The organism is Pseudomonas sp. So3.2b (genome assembly GCF_019464415.1).
GTDB lineage: Bacteria > Pseudomonadota > Gammaproteobacteria > Pseudomonadales > Pseudomonadaceae > Aquipseudomonas > Aquipseudomonas shahriarae.
This window is the reverse complement of record NZ_CP080494.1, coordinates 3,013,636-3,032,588: the sequence shown is the minus strand read 5'-3', so window position 1 is coordinate 3,032,588 and position 18,953 is coordinate 3,013,636. Positions and strand designations below refer to the sequence as shown.

Annotated in this window: 18 protein-coding genes; 7 read left to right on the top strand and 11 right to left on the bottom strand. The window is 62.2% G+C overall.

What is annotated here, in order from left to right; genetic code table 11:
• The first annotated feature begins 119 nt into the window (after nucleotides 1-119).
• Nucleotides 120-683: a nicotinamide riboside transporter PnuC gene (gene pnuC / locus K1X80_RS13550; RefSeq protein WP_057440095.1), complete on the top strand. Its 564-nt coding sequence runs from the start codon at nucleotides 120-122 to the stop codon at nucleotides 681-683.
• Nucleotides 680-1,204, top strand: a complete 525-nt coding sequence (locus K1X80_RS13545; protein WP_057959749.1) for an AAA family ATPase — start codon at nucleotides 680-682, stop codon at nucleotides 1,202-1,204. Before pnuC ends, K1X80_RS13545 begins: the two co-directional genes overlap by 4 nt.
• 5 nt (nucleotides 1,205-1,209) lie before the next feature.
• Here K1X80_RS13545 and K1X80_RS13540 read toward each other — a convergent pair whose 3' ends face one another.
• Nucleotides 1,210-3,498, bottom strand: coding sequence for an acylase (locus K1X80_RS13540; RefSeq protein ID WP_220172940.1), 2,289 nt, complete (start codon nucleotides 3,496-3,498; stop codon nucleotides 1,210-1,212).
• Nucleotides 3,499-3,751: 253 nt separating this feature from the next.
• Here K1X80_RS13540 and K1X80_RS13535 point away from each other — a divergent pair, with 253 nt between their 5' ends.
• Nucleotides 3,752-4,132, top strand: coding sequence for a fe2+ zn2+ uptake regulation protein (locus tag K1X80_RS13535; RefSeq protein ID WP_120732930.1), 381 nt, complete (start codon nucleotides 3,752-3,754; stop codon nucleotides 4,130-4,132).
• Nucleotide 4,133: 1 nt separating this feature from the next.
• Here the strand turns inward: K1X80_RS13535 and K1X80_RS13530 are convergent, their stop codons facing one another.
• The 6 genes from K1X80_RS13530 to K1X80_RS13505 form a co-directional block, all read right to left on the bottom strand.
• The gene (locus tag K1X80_RS13530; protein WP_057440092.1) at nucleotides 4,134-4,328 is read right to left on the bottom strand and encodes a hypothetical protein; all 195 of its coding nucleotides are present in this window, start codon (nucleotides 4,326-4,328) and stop codon (nucleotides 4,134-4,136) included.
• Between the two features lie 258 nt (nucleotides 4,329-4,586).
• Nucleotides 4,587-5,360 (bottom strand): enoyl-CoA hydratase, encoded by a 774-nt coding sequence (locus K1X80_RS13525; RefSeq protein WP_057959752.1) that lies wholly within the window; start codon nucleotides 5,358-5,360, stop codon nucleotides 4,587-4,589.
• Between the two features lie 14 nt (nucleotides 5,361-5,374).
• Nucleotides 5,375-6,502, bottom strand: a complete 1,128-nt coding sequence (locus K1X80_RS13520) for an acyl-CoA dehydrogenase (protein WP_115128144.1) — start codon at nucleotides 6,500-6,502, stop codon at nucleotides 5,375-5,377.
• A 9-nt stretch (nucleotides 6,503-6,511) separates the two neighbouring features.
• A complete protein-coding gene (locus K1X80_RS13515) occupies nucleotides 6,512-7,705 on the bottom strand; it encodes an acetyl-CoA C-acyltransferase (protein WP_057959754.1) in 1,194 nt (397 codons plus the stop codon).
• A gap of 12 nt (nucleotides 7,706-7,717) precedes the next feature.
• Entirely contained in the window at nucleotides 7,718-8,485 is a 768-nt protein-coding gene (locus K1X80_RS13510) for an SDR family NAD(P)-dependent oxidoreductase (protein WP_057959755.1), read from the bottom strand.
• Between the two features lie 21 nt (nucleotides 8,486-8,506).
• Nucleotides 8,507-10,159, bottom strand: coding sequence for an AMP-binding protein (locus K1X80_RS13505; protein WP_057959756.1), 1,653 nt, complete (start codon nucleotides 10,157-10,159; stop codon nucleotides 8,507-8,509).
• 254 nt (nucleotides 10,160-10,413) lie between these two features.
• Here K1X80_RS13505 and K1X80_RS13500 point away from each other — a divergent pair, with 254 nt between their 5' ends.
• The 4 genes from K1X80_RS13500 (at nucleotide 10,414) to K1X80_RS13485 (ending at nucleotide 15,753) form a co-directional block, all read left to right on the top strand.
• A complete protein-coding gene (locus K1X80_RS13500; protein ID WP_120732926.1) occupies nucleotides 10,414-11,307 on the top strand; it encodes a bestrophin family protein in 894 nt (297 codons plus the stop codon).
• 75 nt (nucleotides 11,308-11,382) lie between these two features.
• Nucleotides 11,383-12,441, top strand: a complete 1,059-nt coding sequence (locus K1X80_RS13495; RefSeq protein ID WP_120732924.1) for a HEAT repeat domain-containing protein — start codon at nucleotides 11,383-11,385, stop codon at nucleotides 12,439-12,441.
• A gap of 142 nt (nucleotides 12,442-12,583) precedes the next feature.
• The gene (locus K1X80_RS13490; protein WP_057959759.1) at nucleotides 12,584-14,086 is read left to right on the top strand and encodes an ATPase domain-containing protein; all 1,503 of its coding nucleotides are present in this window, start codon (nucleotides 12,584-12,586) and stop codon (nucleotides 14,084-14,086) included.
• Complete coding sequence (locus K1X80_RS13485; RefSeq protein WP_057959760.1) at nucleotides 14,083-15,753, top strand: response regulator; 1,671 nt, start codon at nucleotides 14,083-14,085, stop codon at nucleotides 15,751-15,753. The genes K1X80_RS13490 and K1X80_RS13485 overlap by 4 nt, the downstream gene beginning before the upstream one ends.
• Nucleotides 15,754-15,883: 130 nt before the next feature.
• On the opposite strand, the gene K1X80_RS13480 is transcribed toward K1X80_RS13485, so the two are convergent.
• From K1X80_RS13480 to K1X80_RS13465, 4 genes are all read right to left on the bottom strand, one after another.
• A complete protein-coding gene (locus K1X80_RS13480) occupies nucleotides 15,884-16,261 on the bottom strand; it encodes a response regulator (RefSeq protein WP_057440084.1) in 378 nt (125 codons plus the stop codon).
• A gap of 78 nt (nucleotides 16,262-16,339) precedes the next feature.
• Nucleotides 16,340-17,533, bottom strand: coding sequence for a hybrid sensor histidine kinase/response regulator (locus tag K1X80_RS13475; RefSeq protein WP_057959761.1), 1,194 nt, complete (start codon nucleotides 17,531-17,533; stop codon nucleotides 16,340-16,342).
• A complete protein-coding gene (locus tag K1X80_RS13470) occupies nucleotides 17,527-18,132 on the bottom strand; it encodes a chemotaxis protein CheB (protein WP_057959762.1) in 606 nt (201 codons plus the stop codon). Before K1X80_RS13470 ends, K1X80_RS13475 begins: the two co-directional genes overlap by 7 nt.
• Nucleotides 18,129-18,944 (bottom strand): protein-glutamate O-methyltransferase CheR, encoded by an 816-nt coding sequence (locus K1X80_RS13465; protein WP_057440081.1) that lies wholly within the window; start codon nucleotides 18,942-18,944, stop codon nucleotides 18,129-18,131. The genes K1X80_RS13470 and K1X80_RS13465 overlap by 4 nt, the downstream gene beginning before the upstream one ends.
• Between the last annotated feature and the right edge of the window lie 9 nt (nucleotides 18,945-18,953).

Genomic DNA, 18,953 nt, shown 5'->3' with positions numbered 1-18,953 from the left:
ACAGCGAGCGGGTTTGCCACAGCAATCCTTCTTCCCATAATTAGCCCCCGGCCTGGACAGGATTTTGCCCGGCCGGTTGGGTACAATCGCCCTCCTCTTCGACTCTTCCAAGGAATCCCATGTCCGGGCTTGAACTGTTTGCCGCCGCGCTGGGGGTGATTGCCGTCTGGTTGACGGTCAAGCAGAACCCGTGGTGCTGGCCGATCGGCCTGGTCATGGTGCTGCTGTACACCTGGGTGTTCTTCGAGGTGAAGCTGTATTCCGACATGCTGCTGCAAGTGGTGTATGCCGGCCTGCAGGTCTACGGTTGGTGGCAATGGACTCGCGCCGGCGAGGTCAAGCAAGGGCGCCAGGTCAGCAGTCTTGGCAGCCAGGCGATCCTCCTGAGCCTGACGGTTGGCGCAGTCGGCAGCCTGTTGCTGGGCGCCGCCATGGCACACTGGACCGATGCTGCACAACCCTGGCTGGACGCCGCCCTGACCGGCTTCAGCCTGGTGGCGCAGATGTGGATGGCGCAAAAACGCGTGCAATGCTGGGCACTGTGGATTGTGGTCGATGTGATTTTTGTCGGCCTGTTTGTCTACAAGGGGCTGTACCTGACGGCCGCGCTCTATGCCCTGTTCACAGTGATTGCCGTACAAGGCTGGCGCGAATGGCGCGCCGATCCGGCGTTGCGCACATGAAGGTGCTGGTGATGGCAGGCCCCGAGTCCAGCGGTAAAAGCTGGCTGGCCGAGCAGTTGCAGGCGCATTTCGGTGCGGTGCTGGTGGGCGAGTATGTGCGCTATTTCATCGACCACTACCAGCGTGATACGACCCTCGCCGACATCCCGGACATCGCCCGTGGCCAACTGGCCTGGGAAGATGCCGGCCGTGCCCGGCAGCCGCAACTGCTGATCCTCGATACTCACCTGCTGACCAACAAGCTGTGGAGCCTGACGCTGTTTGGCGATGCCCCCGCGTGGCTCGACGAGGCACTGCTGGCCCGCCATTACGACCTGCACCTGTTGCTGTCGCCCGAAGGCATTGGCTGGACCGCCGACGGTCAACGCTGCCAGCCGGACCTGGCCGACCGCCTGGCCTTCTTCCAGGCCAGCCGCGACTGGCTGGAGCAGCATCAGCAACCGTACAAGGTGATTGGCGGGGATTGGCAGGCACGCCATGACCAGGCGTTTGCCGCCGTGGCACACCTGCTCGACCAATAAAGCCCCTACTCGTGGATCAGTTGCCGTTGATACTGTGGGTCAGCCTTGATCTGCTGTTCGGTAAACGGCAACGGGCTGAGCTTTTTCGCGGAAAACGCCTGGGTCTGGTCCTTGAAGTACGGCGACGCCGGATCGCTGGACAGTGAGAACGCCAACACGCCTTCCGCTTTCGGCCCCTGGTCGTCGAAGGTGACGATCTGCAAGTAACTGCTGCCGCTGACCACCTCACGCTTGCCATCGGCCCTCGGCACGCTTTGCATGGCGTTGTAGATCCCCAGTTCCTGTGGGCCACCGTGCATCGGAGTGCTGCCCGAGACCTGGATATCGCCCCAACGAGTGCCTTCTTTCAACCCCGATTCACTCACCTGCGCCATTGACGCCAGCATTGCCTCACGCAACGCCTTGGCCACCTCCGGCTGCTCGATGAGCAACCCGCGCGGGGTGGTTTGTGGGTGGTCCGGGTCAAACGCAACGCGCCACACCTGCGGCACTTGCTGCAGGTGCTCCATGACCTGGAAGAAATGCACCAGGCCCAGGCCGCTGTCGAGGTTGGCCTTCTGGTCCCAGTCCTTGAGGCGGGTACACAGGGTTTTCAGGGCGGCATCCGTCTGTTGCGCGCAGAACTTGAGCAGATCCGGCATCACCTGCCCAGCCAGGTACACCTGGTTATCCAGCACCATGTGTTGCAAATCGGCGACGGTGATCGGCTGTGTGTCCAGGTCCTGCAAGCGCTGCAAGGCAAAACGCGAACGTGCGCCCAAGGCAATGTGATCCTGGCTGACCACCGGCGAAAAGCCGGCCAGCGGGGCCTTGGGGTTGGCCATCCAGGCCGAGTCGTTGGAGTGCTGCACGTAGTCCCGGCGCGCCAGCTGCGGCAGTTGATCAGCGGCAAAGATCCCCGGCTGGGCGGCGCGCGGGTCGATATCCCAGGCGCAGGCACTGTGGGCACCGTCAAGCACGATCATCTGCAGACCGGCACGCGGGTCGCTGCATTGTTCGAGTTTTTTTGCACTGACGTTCGGCACCACCGACAGGTTCATATACAGGCTCTGCCCCTGATCGTCCGCCGCCAGGGTGTTGACCCAGGGAATCCCTTGCAGACGCTGTACCGAGGCTTGCAAGTCCTTGAGGCTGCGGGCCTGGTTCATCGCGTACCACTGCTGCAACACGCGGTCATTGCCCAGGTTGGCGTCGCGCAGGCTGAAAGCGTATTGCCCGTTCCAGTCGAGCTTGCCCGGCCATTGCACCACCGGCCCGAACTGCGAACTGTAGACCGTTTGGGTGTGGACCTCGGCCCCCTTGACCTGTACCGTTACCTGGGTTTTCTGCAGGGGGATCGACTTGCCGTCGAGCAAATAGCGGGTCGGGTCCTTCGGGTCCAGGGTCAGGCGATACAGGGTGAAATGCTTGGATGTGTCCACCGTATGGGTCCAGGCCACATGCTGGTTGAAGCCGATATTGACCACCGGCAGGCCCGGCAAGGCAGCGCCCATTACGTCCAGCTGACCAGGAATGGTCAGGTGCATCTGATAAAAACGCATGCCGCCGATCCACGGGAAATGCGGGTTGACCAGTAACATGCCGCGCCCGTTGAACGAGCGCTCGCTGCCCACCGCCACCGCGTTGCTGCCGCGATCCAGGGCAAAGCGTTGCTGCTTCAAGGTGGCGACCTCAAACGCTCGCACATCGCTCTGCACCGCCACGCCTGGCTGGGGTGGTGTCGCCCCCGCCAAGGCCTCGGCGAATTGCCCCACGCCACCTTCCACCAGCAACCGCCGGGTCAGCTTGACCAGGTCATCGGTCGTGATCGGCCGCACCCAGGCGCCCTGGCACTGCATCGGTCGGTCCTTGGCCCCGCGCTCTTGCAGGTAGCGGTTGTAACCCGCCGCATAGCCGGCAAGACGCTGCTGCATCTGCGGGGTCTGTGCCTTCCAGAAAGCCGTCACTGCTTCGGGCGTATTGAGCCAGGTAAAGAACACATCACTGGTCAGGTTGTTGCGCTCTTCCAGGGTCGCCTGCTCGGCACCGAAGTAGCGGGCGCGCTGGCCATTGACCGTGACCACTTCGTTGGCCAGCAGGCACAGGTTGTCCTGCGCGTAGGCATAGCCAATGCCATAGCCCAGGCCGCGCTCATCGTTGGCGCGGATATGCGGGATACCAAACCCGGTGCGGCGGATATCGGCGCTCAGCGTACCCGCCTGCACGTCGCTCACCTGGCGGGCCGTCGCGCACAGGCTCACCCCCAGCAACACACCCGCCACGCAAACCCTGGACAACCCGTTGGAAATAATCACGCAGACCCCATCATCAAGCCAAATTGAACGCCCAAGGCGGGGCCGACTCGCCAACACCAGCCCATGGATAAAGACGTAGAAATCCGCAGAAATTTAGGCCGCGCACGCCTTATTTACCGGCGCCAGGAAGGTGACAGACGTAAGACCGAAAAAAATTATCCGGCTTGGACTTCATGATTTGCGTGGCTCATACGTCTTATTAACTAGAGAGCACCATCGTTTTCCTGATCAGGCTCTGATAAGGAGTTTTTGCATGCACAACCCGCAACTGCCCACGGACGGACATTTTATGGCACACGACGCCGCTTTCGGCGCAAGTAACCCAGCCTTCGGCAAGGCCCCCGAGCATCAAGGCAACCAACGCATCCGGCATCTGCTCAAGTGTTTTGGGTTGCGTACCAGCCTGATCCGGCTGAAAGTCATCGACGCCCTGCTCACCGCCGCCGACAACGGCCGCTCGCTGGGTGTACGGGGTGTGCACAGCCACTTGCTGGAACTGGGCATCCCGCTGTCGTTTCTCAGTGTGCGCGAGGTGCTCAAGCGCCTGTGCAGCGAGGGCGTGATCACCCTCAACAGCGACAAAAGCTACAGCCTCCATGAAGAGGCTGCCAAGGTCCTGGCGACCAGCGCCTGACTTACAGGTTGGGCTTGACCTTGCGGCGCATGATGCCGTTGATCACCACCACAATCACCGCCACGGCAATGGCGATGTACTGGAACGTCTTCTCACTGATGGCGCCGATGTTCTGCAAATAGGACAGGCCAAACATCGTGCCGAGGACGACCAGGGAAATCAGAATCGAGTAAATCAAGCGTTGCTTCTGGGTCATGACGGGTTCCTGAAACCTGAAAATTGTATCTGGGGCGTATCAGGGCCTCATGTTACAGGCGATAAAGCGCTTTGGCATGACCCTATTTGCCTTGCCAGCGCAACGGTTGTGGCGAGCGGGCTTGCCCGCGCTGGGCTGCGTAGCAGCCCCAATACACCCAGCGCATTGCTTCAGTTGAACACGCGGGGCCGGATTTTAGGGCTGCTACGCATCCCGGCGCGGGCTAGCCCGCTCGCCACGGGGCAGTTGGTCAGGGGCTTATTGGTCCTTGAACTGCGGCGCACGCTTGGCCACGAACGCGGCCATGCCTTCCTTCTGATCCTGGGTCGCGAAGGCGGCGTGGAACACCCGGCGCTCAAAGCGCACGCCTTCCGACAGGCTGACTTCAAAGGCGCGGTTCACGCTTTCCTTGACCATCATGCTGATCGGCACCGATTTGCTGGCGATCAGCGCCGCAACCTTGAGCGCCTCGTCCAGCAGTTCGTCCGCCGGCACAATCCGCGCCACGATGCCGCAACGCTCGGCCTCCACGGCGTCGATAAAACGCCCGGTCAGGCACATCTCCATGGCCTTGGCCTTGCCCACCGCACGGGTCAGGCGCTGGGTGCCACCCATGCCCGGCAGGACGCCGAGGTTGACTTCCGGCTGGCCGAACTTGGCCGTGTCACCGGCCAGGATAAAGTCGCACATCAACGCCAGCTCACAGCCGCCACCCAGGGCAAAACCATTGACCGCCGCGATGATCGGCTTGCGGCGGTTGGCCACACGGTCGCTGTCGCTGAACAGATCGTCGAGGTAGATCTGCGGGTAGGTCAGCTCGGCCATTTCCTTGATGTCGGCGCCAGCGGCAAAGGCTTTCTTCGAGCCGGTCAACACGATGCAACCGATGTCGGGATTGGCTTCCAGGCTGTCCAGGGCCTGGTTCACTTCGCTGACCAATTGCGCGTTCAAGGCATTCAGCGCCTGGGGGCGATTGAGGGTAATCAGCCCGACACGGCCTTGAACCTCGAGCAAAATGGTTTCATAACTCATTGATCCGTTCCTCTTCAAAGATTGCGCGAAATGACCATGCGCTGAATATCACTGGTGCCTTCATAAATCTGGCAGACCCGCACATCACGGTAGATCCGCTCCAACGGGAAGTCGCTCAGGTAACCGTATCCACCCAGGGTTTGCAAGGCGGCAGAACAGACTTTCTCGGCCATTTCCGAGGCAAACAGCTTGGCCATGGACGCCTCCACCAGCGCAGGCTTGCCGCTGTCGCGCAGGGCCGCCGCGTAGTGCACCATCTGCCGGGCCACGGCGATCTGGGTGGCCATGTCCGCCAGGCGAAACGCTACAGCCTGGTGCTCGATCAGCGGTTTGCCGAAGCTTTCCCGCTCACGGGCGTAATCCCGGGCAGCTTCGAACGCCGCACGGGCCATGCCCACCGATTGCGAGGCAATACCCACGCGACCGCCCTCCAGGTTGGCCAGGGCGATTTTGTAGCCTTCGCCCTCCTCGCCCAGGCGGTTGGCGACCGGCACCTTCACATCCTCAAACAGAATCTGACAGGTATCGGACGCATGCTGGCCCAGCTTGTCCTCGACCCGTGCGACGGTGTAGCCCGGCGAGTCGGTGGGCACGATAAACGCGCTGATCCCACGCTTGCCGGCCGCAGGATCGGTCACGGCAAACACAATCACCACCCCGGCGTTCTGCCCGGAGGTGATGAACTGCTTGCAGCCATTGAGCACGTAATGATCGCCTTCAAGACGCGCGCGGGTTTTCAGGCTGCTGGCATCGGACCCGGCCTGGGGCTCGGTCAAGGCAAACGCACCGAGCATTGCGCCGCTGGCCAGGGGTTTGAGGAATTGTTCTTTCTGCTGGTCATTGCCGAACTTGAGGATGGGCACGCAGCCCACCGAGTTGTGCACGCTCATGATGGTCGAGCAGGCGCCATCACCGGCAGCGACCTCTTCCAGGGCCATGGCATAGGCCAGGTAGCCGGTGTCGCAGCCGCCCCACTGTTCCGGCACGAGCATGCCGAAAAAACCCAGCTCGGCCATCTCAGCGATAGCCTCCCTGGGGAAGCGATGCTCGCGGTCCCACTCGGCAGCGAACGGTTTGAGCCGCTCCTGGGCGAATTGCCGGGCCGCGTCGCTGATTTGCAGTTGTTCGTCATTGGGCAACATAAAAATTCCTTAATCCAGGCATTCGACGGCCATGGCCGTGGCTTCACCGCCGCCGATGCAGATGGCTGCAACGCCGCGCTTGAGGCCCCGCTGGCGCAGCGCCGAAAGCAGGGTCACGAGGATCCGCGCGCCGGATGCGCCAATCGGATGCCCCAGGGCACACGCGCCACCGTGGACGTTGACCTTGTCGTGGGGGATTTCCAGCTTGCTCATGGTCACCAGGCTGACCACGGCAAAGGCTTCGTTGATCTCGAACAGGTCGACATCGCCCAGGTCCCAACCGGTCTTGCTCATCAGCTTGCGAATCGCCCCCACCGGCGCCACCGGGAACAGCCCCGGCTCATCGGCAAAGGCCGCATGGCCGTGGATCACTGCCAGGGGCTTGAGCCCACGCTTCTGCGCTTCGGACTGGCGCATCATCAGCAAGGCCGCCGCGCCGTCGGAGATCGAGCTGGAGTTGGCCGCCGTCACCGTACCGCCTTCGCGGAACGCCGGCTTCAAGGTGGCGATCTTGTCCAGGCGCGCCTTGGGCGGCTGCTCGTCGTCGGTGATGGTCTTTTGTTCCTTGCCCACGGTGACCTGCACCGGGACGATCTCGGCGCTGAAGCGCCCGGCACTGATCGCCTGCTGGGCGCGGGTCAGCGAGGCAATGGCAAAGGCATCCTGGGTTTCGCGAGTAAAGCCATTGGCCTCGGCGCAATCCTCGGCAAAGGTGCCCATCAGGCGGCCCTTGTCATAGGCGTCTTCGAGGCCGTCGAGGAACATATGGTCAAGCACCCGGCCATGGCCCATGCGGTAGCCGCTACGGGCTCGATCCAGCAGGTACGGGGCATTGGACATGCTTTCCATGCCGCCGGCGATCACCACCTGCACGCTGCCGGCCAGCAGCGAGTCATGGGCGAGAATCGCCGCCTCCATGCCCGAACCGCACATTTTGTTGAGGGTGGTGCAACGTGTCGACTTATCCAGGCCGGCACCCAGCGCGGCCTGGCGTGCCGGGGCCTGGCCGAGACCGGCGGGCAGCACGCAACCGAACAGCACTTCATCCACGGCGTCGTGGGCGATACCGGCGCGCTCGACAGCCGCACGAATCGCGGCGGCGCCCAGTTGCGGCGCGGTCAGGCCCTTGAGGTCGCCCTGGAAGCCGCCCATGGGCGTGCGTACGGCGCTGACAATAACAATCGGATCGTGAAGCTGAGTCATGACAAATCCTCCTTACTTGGCCGCCATGCGCAAGGCCCCGTCAAGACGGATCACCTCGCCATTGAGCATGCTGTTTTCAATGATATGCCGGGCCAGCGCGGCGTATTCGGCCGGTTTGCCCAGGCGTGGCGGGAACGGCACGCCGGCCGCCAGGGAGTCACGAACCTCCGGGGTCATGCCGGCCATCATCGGTGTTTCAAAGATGCCCGGGGCGATGGTCATCACGCGGATGCCGAAGCGCGCCAGTTCACGGGCGGCCGGCAGGGTCAGGCTGGCAATCGCGCCCTTGGACGCCGCGTAGGCGGCCTGGCCGATCTGCCCGTCGAAGGCCGCCACCGAAGCGGTGTTGATGATCACCCCGCGCTCACCGTCGGCATCCGCCGTGGTTTCGGCAATCGCCGCTGCGGCCAGGCGCAGCAGGTTGAAGCTGCCGACCAGGTTGACGTTGATCACCTGGGCAAAGCTGGCCAGGGCATGGGGCCCATTCTTGCCGAGGATTTTCTCGCCACGCACCACGCCCGCGCAGTTGACCAGGCCATGCAGGGCGCCAAACGCCGCCACCGTGGCCTGTACCGCGGCTTCGGCGGCCGCTTCCTGGCTGATATCCGCGACCACACTGCGCGCCTGCGCGCCCAGTTTTGCAGCCTGGGCCGCCACGGCGTCGGCATTCAGGTCCACCAGCATCACCTTGGCGCCTGCGGCCACCAGCATTTCGGCGGTAGCCGCGCCGAGGCCCGAAGCGCCGCCGCTGACCATAAATACCTTGTTTTCAATCTGCATCGTTGTTTCCTTAAAATGGGATCAAGCCGTGGTCGCTGCCTGGACCTTGGCGATTTCCTGGTTACGCAAAATAAACCGCTGCAGCTTGCCGCTCGGGGTCTTGGGCAAGTCGCTGACAAATTCGATTTCCCGCGGGTAGGCGTGGGCCGCCAGGCGCTTGCGCACATGCAGGCGCAGTTCCTCGGCCAACGCGGCGTCGGCGCGGTACTGGCTGTTGATCACCACAAAAGCCTTGACCAGTTCGGTGCGCTCGGCGTCCGGCTTGCCGACCACGGCGGCTTCGATCACCGCCGGGTGCTCGACCAAGGCGCTTTCCACATCAAACGGTCCTACCCGGTAGCCAGACGTCGTGATCACATCGTCGCTGCGCCCGACAAAACTGATGCTGCCATCGGGGTTCAATTCCACGGTGTCGCCGCTCAAGTAGTACTTGCCGACGAAGGCCTTGGTCTTGACCCCTTCATAGCCGGCGAACCAGCACATCGGTGACTGCTCGCGGTCGATCGCCAGGATGCCGGGCTGGCCGGCGGGCAGTTCGTGGTGGTTGTCGTCCAGTACCACGATGCGGTGCCCCGGCGAGGCAAAGCCGGCGGAGCCGACATGCACCGGGTGTTCCAGTCCGTGGTGGTTGCACAGGACCATGCCCAGTTCGGTCTGGCCGTAATGGTCGTGGATGGTCACGCCCAGGTTATCGGCGAACCAGCGGATCACTTCCGGGTTCAGCGGCTCGCCGGCGCTGCTGACAATACGCAACCGGCCCTTGATCGAGCGCGCGAACTGTTCGCCACCGGCGATCAGCAGGCGGTAGGCCGTGGGCGAACCGGTCAGGTTGGTGATCCCGTATTTGTTGATGACCCGGCAGGTGCTTTCCAGGGTGAACGGGCCATCGTAGAAGGTGATCGGATGGCCCATGGACAACGGCCCGGTCACACCGAAGTAGATGCCATAGGCCCAGCCCGGATCGGCGACGTTCCAGAACGCGTCTTCGGGGCGCAGGTCCACGGCGTCGCGGGTATAACTCTGGAACGCAACCAGGGCCTTGAGCGGCACGGCCAGGGCTTTCGACGGGCCGGTGGTGCCAGAGGTGAACATCAGCAGGAATGGATCATCGGCGCCCAGCAGTACCGGTTCGCACACATTCGAATAGTTGGGCAACTCGGCCCAGAAGCTGAAATCGCCGCGCACAATGCCTTCGCCCTTGGCGCCGGCCACGGTGACGATGGTCGGGCAGTCAGCGACTTCGGCAAGCTTGCTGCGGTTGACCGCATCGGTCACCACCAGCGCCGCGCCGGAGCTGTTCAGGCGATGCTCGATGGCCTTGGGGCCAAAGGCCGTGAACAGCGGTTGATAGACCGCGCCGATGCGCCAGGTGGCGAGCACCGTCACCAGCAATTCGGCAGTGCGTGGCAACAGGCCGGCGACCTTGTCGCCACGCTTGACGCCCTGGGCCAGGAGGAAGTTGGCCAAGCGCGCCGCCTGATCCTGCAATTCGCTGAAGGTCACGGTGGCGCTGCGGCCATCCTTACCCTCCCAAAACAACGCAATGCGCCCCGGCAACGCGTGCCGGTCGCAGCATTCGACGCAGGCGTTGAGCGCCTGCAGGTGGCCGGCCAGTGCGGCCTCGACGGTTTGCTGGTAGTTGAACTGGGTGGTAGCAGCCAAATAATCGCGCATCGTGGCAAATCCCTGTGTCTTTTGTTGTTTTGGGGGGCGTGCTTTTGCGGGGTTGAATCGGGGGAAATAGTGGCGCCAGAGCGGCGCAGGGACAATGGTCAAAGCTTTCAATATGGCTGACTGGTTTGGCCAATGGCGCCTTGGACCAAACCGTTGCGTCATAGAGGCCAACAATCAGCCGGTCAACGCAAGCGATTGGACGCCCCGCCCGCCGGCTTCTAATCTGAGGGCCTGCGCCACGAAGAAGCCCCTCGATGATTGTTCGCCCCAAACCCAACCTATTCGGCATCCTGTTCTCCCTCAAGGGTTCGATTGCCAAGCGTATTGCCCTGCGCAGCCTGCTGGTGACCCTGCTGGCCTCGGTGATCGTGCTGGTGGAAACGCTGCACCCGGCCTACTTCTCCAAGGTCAACGCCACGCCGTTCACCCTGCTCGGGCTGTCGCTGTCGATTTTCATGAGTTTTCGCAACAACGCCTGCTACGACCGCTGGTGGGAAGGCCGCAAGCAACTGGGGCAGATGGTCATTGAAATCCGCTCGCTGATCCGCGAAACCCAGGTTTTTACCCAGCCAGGCGAACGCGAGGGCCTGTTGCGCGGCCTGTGTGGTTTTGCCCATGGCCTGGTGGCGCGCCTGCGCCTGGAAGACGAGGCCCGTGCCACCCAGCCGTGGGTCAATGTCGAGCCCGGCCACCCGAACCTGCCGGACCGGATCCTGCAAACCCTCGGCGCCCACTGCTCGGATGCCGCGCAACAGGGGCGGATCAGCGACTGGCGCTACACCCAGCTGGAAACCCGCCTGGTGGGGCTCAGCCAAGTCCAGGCAGCCTGCGAACGGATCAAGAGCACACCGCTGCCCTTCCCCTACACCTTGCTGCTGCACCGTACCATCTATCTGTTCTGCATCCTGCTGCCCTTTGCCATGGCCGAGCCCCTGGGTTGGCTGACGCCGATTTTTACTGCCATCGTCAGCTACACCTTCTTTGGCCTGGATGAAATCGGCGATGACCTGGAGGACCCCTTCGGCTTCGACGAGAACGACCTGCCGTGCAATGCCATCGTGCGCACCCTGGAACGGGAGATCCTCGCCGCCCTGGGCGAAACTGCCCTGCCAGCGCCCCTGGAGCCCGTGGACTATGTGCTCACGTGACGCGGGTTTGACACTCGCCGGTGTCTGACCGAAGCTGAGCGCTTTGCACTAGCTGCCCAGCTTTCGGACGCCTGCATGTCAAAGTCACGCCGTTACGCGATCATCGGCCTGAGCGCCCTGTTATTGGTGGTACTGGTTTTTTGGTATTTCTCCCGCAGCCCGAGCGTGTCCGTGCCGCCGGCTGTTGCCCACGGTTACTCCAAAGCCCTGAAAAAGGCGCATAACGGCGAGCCCGGCGCCGCGCGCGTGCTCTATCAGCAACTGGCGCGACCAGACCTGTCCGACGTGCGCCGCGCCGCCCTGCACAGCGAATTGCACAACTACCCAAGCCCCCAGGCCTTGAAGCTGGCGGACAAGGACTTGAGCCACCCATCCCCCCTGGTGCGCCAGGCAGCCATTGCCAGCATTGTCGGCCTGGTGCCCAGCGGCCAGCGCACCCTGTTGCTAGGCCCGTTGCTCGAGGATGACCAGCAAAGCGTGCGATTTGCCGCCGCCAACGCCCTGCTGGGCCTGTCGCCCGACACCCTGGGCCTGTATTTCGGCCCCTTGCAGCTCGTGCTGGATGAGTATGTAAAGTACCTCAAGGCCCAACCCGAAAGCCCTGATGGCTGGATCCAGCTGGCGCGCCTGTACATCCACAGCGCCCTGTTGCCCGAGGCCCAACATGCCCTGGAGCAGGCGCTGCGCCTGGACCCGGACAACCTGCCGGCGGTGGTTTCACGCATCGAGTTGCTGGATAAACAGGGCAAGGTCGATGACTCGCGCCAGATCCTCGCCACCCAACTGCAAGCCCACCCCGAGTCAGCCTATCTGCAACACGCCCTGGGCATGTGGCTGCTGCACCATGGCGAACGGGAATACGCACTGCTGGGCCTGTCCAAGGCGGTGGAGCTGGAGCCCGACAATCAGGATTACCGCTACGACCTGGCCACCACCTTGCATGACCAGGAGGAACTGGAAGCCGCCCAGCGCCAGTTGGAAGAAATCGTCCAGCGCCATCCCGCCAACCGCAAGGCGCGGGTGCTGTTGATCAACTACTGGAAGGAAAGCGGCCAGTTGCAGAACGTGCAGGTACTGCTGGCCCAACTGGAGCAGCAAAACCCAGACGATCCCGCGCTGCAGCAGGGCCTTTGAAGCGCTGCAGGCATTGAAAACTGTGGATTGGCCTGCACAAAAACGAGAAAACGTTGAACCGCCCCACAGCCCCACGGTCAAGTGAATATGGCGCGCCTTAGCCGGCACGCCGCTCAACTTATACGTGACCCGAGGGCACTTCTTGTCTACATCCAAAGAGCTGTTCACAGCAAAGGCGGCCACCGGCATCGAAGGTCTTGATGACATTCTTTCCGGGGGGCTATCGCGTAGCCATCTGTTCCTGCTCGAAGGTGAGCCCGGCACCGGCAAGACCACCGTGGCCCTGCATTTTCTCCAGGCCGGGGCCAAGGCCGGGGAACGATCGCTGTATATCACCCTGTCGGAAACCGAGCGCGAGCTGCGCCAGGGCGCCCAGTCCCACGGTTGGGAGCTGGATGAACATATCCATATCTTTGAACTGACCCCACCCGAAAGCCTGCTCAATGCCGAGCATCAGCAAAGCCTGCTGTACTCCTCCGACCTGGAGCTGGGCGAGGCCACCCGGCAGATTTTCGAGGTGGTGGAACGGGTCAAGCCGACCCGCGTGGTGATCGACAGCCTCTCGGAAATCCGCCTGCTGGCGCAAAGCTCGTTGCGCTATCGCCGGCAGATCCTGGCGATCAAGCACTACTTCGTGCGCTACGACGCCACCGTGCTGCTGCTGGATGACCTGACCACCGAATCCCTGGATAAGACCGTGCACAGCGTGGCCCACGGGGTGATCCGCCTGGAAGAACTGACCCCCAACTACGGCGCGGAACGACGCCGGGTCCGGGTGGTGAAGTACCGGGGCCAGAAGTATCGCGGCGGCTTCCACGATTTCACCATTATGCAAGACGGTGTGCATGTGTTCCCGCGCCTGGTGGCCGCCGAGCACCGCGGTGGCTACAACCGGCAGACCCTGACCAGCAGCATTCGCGAGCTGGATGCGCTGCTGGGCGGCGGTATCGAGACCGGCTCCAGCACCCTGATCCTCGGCCCTGCCGGTACCGGCAAGTCGCTGATCTCGATGATCTTCGCCGCTGCCGCAGTGGCCCGTGGCGAAAAAGCCGCCCTGTTTATTTTCGATGAAGAGCTGGGCCTGTTGTTCGACCGCATGAACAACATAGGCATCGACCTGGCCGCCCTACAAGCCACCGGCAATCTGCTGATCGAGCAGGTGGACGCCGCCGAGCTGTCGCCCGGCGAATTTTCCCACCGGGTGCGGCGCTGCGTGGATGAGCGCCAGATCAAGACCGTGGTTATCGACAGCATCAACGGTTATCAGGCGGCCATGCCCGAGGAAAACGCCCTGGTGCTGCACATGCACGAGCTGTTGCTGTACCTCAACCGCCGGGGCGCAGCGACCTTCATGACCGTGGCCCAGCACGGGTTGGTCGGCGACATGCAAGCGCCGGTGGATATCACCTATCTGGCCGACACCGTGATCCTGCTGCGCTACTTCGAGGCCCTAGGCAAAGTGCGACGGGCCATTTCCATCATCAAGAAACGCACCGGCAGCCATGAGTCGACCATTCGCGAATACCGCATCGGCAGCCAGGGCATGACCATCGGCGAACCCCTGGAAGCCTTCCAGGGCGTGCTGCGCGGCGTCCCCACCTACATGGGTGCCGGCAACCCGCTGCTCAAGGATGAGCGCTTGTGAGCAGCCTGCCGGCCATTTCCGAGCGCGCGATCATTCTCGCGCCCTTGGGACGGGACAGCACGCTGGCGCTGATGATGCTCAACGAAGCAGGTTTCAGCGGTATTGCGACCCCCAACCTGTCATCGCTCTGCGATGAACTGGAACAAGGCGCGGGCCTGCTGATCATCGCCGCCGAAGCGTTGCATGGGGTCGGGCTGGAGCCGCTGCTGGAGTATCTGCAGCAGCAGCCAGCCTGGTCGGACCTGCCCATCGTACTGCTGACCCACCATGGTGGCACCGAACAGAACGCCTCATCGCACTTGAGTGCCAGGCTGGGCAACATCACCTTGCTGGAGCGGCCGTTTCACCCGGTGACCCTGATCAGTCTGGTGACCACCGCCCTGCGCGGGCGGCGACGACAGTACGAAGCCCGCGACCGCCTGATCGACCTGAGCCAGAGCGAACTGCGCCTGCAAAGCACCCTGGAAACCCTTGAACAACAAGTCGAAGAACGCACTGCGCAATTGCGCAGCAACGAAGAAGCCTTGCGCCAGTCACAAAAAATGGAAGCCGTCGGTCAATTGACCGGCGGCATCGCCCACGACTTCAATAACATGCTCACCGGAATTATCGGCAGCCTGGAGCTGCTGCGCCGGCGCCTGGCCAGGGGCCGCCTGGATGACCTCGACAGCCTGATCGACCTGGGTGTGACCTCGGCCAACCGCGCCGCCGGCCTGACCCACCGCCTGCTGGCGTTTTCCCGCCGCCAGTCGCTGGATTCCAAGCCGGTGGAGATCAACCAACTGGTGACCTCCATGGGCGAACTGCTGCAACGCAGCCTCAATGAAAGCATCGTGCTCGACATGCAGTTGAGCGGGCAGCTGTGGACCGCCGAAGCCGACCCCAATCAACTGGAGAGCGCCCTGCTCAACCTGGCCCTGAATGCCCGGGACGCGATGCCTGATGGTGGCCGGCTGGTGGTGGAAACCCGTAATCGCCACCTCGACAACGTGTTTACCGCCGCCTACGGCACTTTAACCCCCGGCGACTACGTGGAGCTGAGTGTCATTGACACCGGCTGCGGTATGCCGGAAAACGTGATCAGCCGAGCCTTCGACCCCTTCTTCACCACCAAGCCCATCGGCCAGGGCACCGGCCTGGGTTTGTCGATGATCTACGGCTTCGCCCGCCAGTCCCATGGCCATGTGATCCTCCACAGCGAGGTCGGCAAAGGCACCACGGTGAGCCTGTTCCTGCCGCGCTGTGTCGGTGAAGTTACCGTCGATGCCCCCCTGGACGCGACCCTGCCGCCATTCGCCAACGCCGGTGAAACCGTGCTGATCGTCGAGGATGACCCGGCGGTACGGGTGCTGGTGAGCCAGGTGCTGAGTGAGCTGGGCTATGCCTTTGTCGAAGCCGCGGATGCCGACAGTGCGCTACCGATTATCGAATCCAGCCAGCGCATTGATCTATTGGTCAGTGATGTAGGGTTGCCAGGGATGAACGGTCGCCAGTTGGCAGAGATCGGCAGGCAGATTCGCCCGGACTTGAAGGTGTTATTCATTACCGGGTATGCCGAGCATGCGGCGGTGCGCGGGGGGTTCCTGGATCCGGGCATGCAGTTGATCACCAAGCCCTTTACCTTTGACCTGCTGACGGCGAAGGTGCGGGAGATGATTGCGACGTGACACGGATGAGCACAGCGGGAGCCAGGCTCCCGCATCGCACAGCGATCAGGCAGCAGGTGCGCGTAGCACGCGGGCCTTGGTGAAGACGACTGCATGCTTATTATCGGCAAGCCAGTGCTGGTTTTTTACTTCACGCCAACAACCGTTGGATATGCTCCTGCAACGTATCCAGGTCAAACGGCTTGGCCAGGATCGGTGCATTGCGCGTAATCGGGCTATTGCAGTCGAGGATCTCCTGCGGATAACCACTGATAAAGATCACCTTCAGCTCCGGCCGCAGCTTGATCGCGGGCTCGGCAATCTGCACCCCGGAAATTCCGCCAGGCAGGCGATAGTCAGTCACCATCAAGTCCAGGTGGGGCTTGGAAGCGAGGATTTCAAAGGCCTGCTCGCCGTTGATGGCCTTCAGTACCCGGTACCCCAGGCCCGAAAGGTACTCGCCCAATACGAACATGATCGACTCGTCGTCCTCGACGATCAGTACAACATCTTGCGCATCTTCACTCATGGGAAGCCTTTGTCCGGTCAATTGCTGCTGATACGACCCTTGGGTCACGCAGAGGTTGCGTCTGGCTGACGATTGATTTCACGCCGCGCCCGCCAAAGGCAGGCACACACGGAACAATGCGCCCTCGCCTATCCGGCTCTCGACTTCAATCGTGCCGCCGTGGGCCGCAACGATCTGCTCAGAGATAAACAGCCCCAGGCCCAGCCCTGCCACCGCATGGTTGGCGGACACCCGCTCGAACTGCTGGAAAATCCGCTTCTGATTGTCTTCGCTGATACCGATCCCGCGATCCTGCACTTCCACCCTGGCCTCGCCATGTTCGGCGTACACCCGCACCGCCACCGGGCTCTTGGCGCCGTAGCGCAGGGCATTGGTCAGCAAGTTGGAGACTACCTGCTCAATACGAAACTCATCCCACTTGCCCTCCACCGGCTGCGGCGCATCCAGTTGCACCGACGACTCGGCCGCTGCCACTTGTGGAGCAAAGTTCTCCAGCAGGTTGCGCACCAACTGCGCCAGGTCGAAATGCCCCGGGCGGATCGACAGTTTACCGGTGCGGATCCGCGAGACGTCGAGCATGTCTTCGATCAAGCGGATCAGGCTCTGGATCTGCCGCTCATCGCGGTCGACCATGGCGTGCATCTTGTCCAAGGTAAAGGCGGCGGCGTTGTCCCGAGCCAGGTGCATCTTGCGCAGCTGGGTTTCCAGGATCAGGCCGTTGAGGGGCGTGCGCACCTCGTGGGCAACGATCGACATGAAGTCATCGCGCATGCGCACCGCCTGCTCCAGTTCCGCCTGGGTCGCCTGCAGGCGGTTGAGCAACAGTTCCTGCTCGCGGCGACTGTGCTCCAGGGCTTCGACCTGCAGCTTCATGGCCTTGCTCTGGCGATACAGGTCGACGAACACATTGACCTTGCTCTTGACCGCATGGATGTCCAGCGGCTTGTGCAGGAAGTCCACCGCACCGCTCTCATAGCCTTTGAAGGCGTAGTTGAGCTCACGACCGGCGGCGCTGACAAACACGATGGGAATGTTCTTGGTCTTTTCGGTGCCGCGCATCATTTCGGCCAGCTCGAAGCCATTCATGCCGGGCATCTGCACGTCGAGAATGGCCATGGCGAACTCGTGCTCCAACAGCAGCGACAAAGCTTCGTCGGCACTCAATGCCTTGTAGACATGACGGTCCTCGCGCTTGATCAGCGCTTCAAGGGCCAGCAGGTTTTCCGGCAGATCGTCGACGATCAGCAGTTTGGCCTGGATAGTACTTAGCATGGGGAGGGTTCCAGGGAAGCCAGCAAATCGCCAATGCGGCTCAAGGTGAGAATATGGTCAGGGGTATGCAGCGCCAGGGCCGCCATGGGCATTACGGCCACCCGGGCCTCCGCGGGGTCCTGGATGACGGTGGTACCGCCGCGCTGCTTGACCTGCGCCAAGCCGCGCGCGCCATCCTGGTTGGCGCCAGTCAGCAGGATCGCCAGCAGGTTCGGGCCATAGGCGTCGGCGGCCGACTCGAACAGATAATCAATGGCCGGGCGGGAGTGATGCACGCGCTCTTCCTGGCTCAAGGACAGGCTGTGGTCATGCTCCACCGACAGGTGGTAGCCGGGGCTGGCAAAATACAGGGTGCCGGGCTGGATCGTTTCCTTGTCCCGGGCTTCTACTACCGGTATTGCCAGACGCCGATCAAAGACTTCTGCCAACTGGCTGCGACGTTCATCCGGCAAGTGCAGCACGGCGATGATCGGTAGGTTGAACCCTGGCGCCAAGGCCCCGAAAACACTCAGCAACGCCTCGACCCCGCCAGCGGAAGCGCCAACGACAATGGCTTGGACACCCGACACCAAGGCCGGGCTGGCAGCTGCTTCATTCATGATTTGCGGTAGATCCGTTCTTGCTTGACCAGGGGTTCGAACTGTTTGCTGTAGGCGGAGAAGTCCAGGGTTTCCTTACTGCCCAGCACCAGGAAGCCACGATGACACAGCGACTCATGAAACAATCCAAAGGCCCTATCCTGCAACTTTTTATTGAAATAAATCAGCACGTTACGACATGAAATTAATTGTGTTTCTGAGAATACGCTATCCGTCGCCAGGCTGTGGTCGGCGAACGTTACGTTCTCGCGCAGAGTCTTGTCGAAGATTGCGTAATCGTAGGCCGCCGTGTAGTAATCGGCAAACGACCGCTGCCCGCCCGCCTGCTGGTAGTTGTGGGTATAGGCTCGCACACTCTCCAGGGAGAAGATCCCCTGCTTGGCCTTTTCCAGGGAGCTGGGGTTGATATCAGTGGCATAGATGATCGTGCGTTCAAGCAGCCCCTCCTCACGCAGCAGGATGGCCATGGAGTACACCTCCTCCCCCGTGCTGCAACCGGCGATCCAGATCTTGATCGACGGATAGGTCTTGAGCAGTGGCACCACTTCCTGGCGAATGGCCAGGAAGTGCGACGGATCACGAAACATCTCGCTGACCGGAATGGTCAGGAACTGCAGCAACTGCATAAAGGCCGTGGGATCGTGCAACACCCGCTCCTGCAAGGCCGAAATGGTCTTGCAGTCGAACTGGCGCAAGGCATGGGCCACACGGCGCTTGACCGAAGCCCCTGAGTAGTCGCGAAAGTCATAGCTGTACTTGAGGTAAATCGCCTCGATCAGCAAGCGCAGTTCAATATCAGTACTTCGATCCACTTAGTGTAT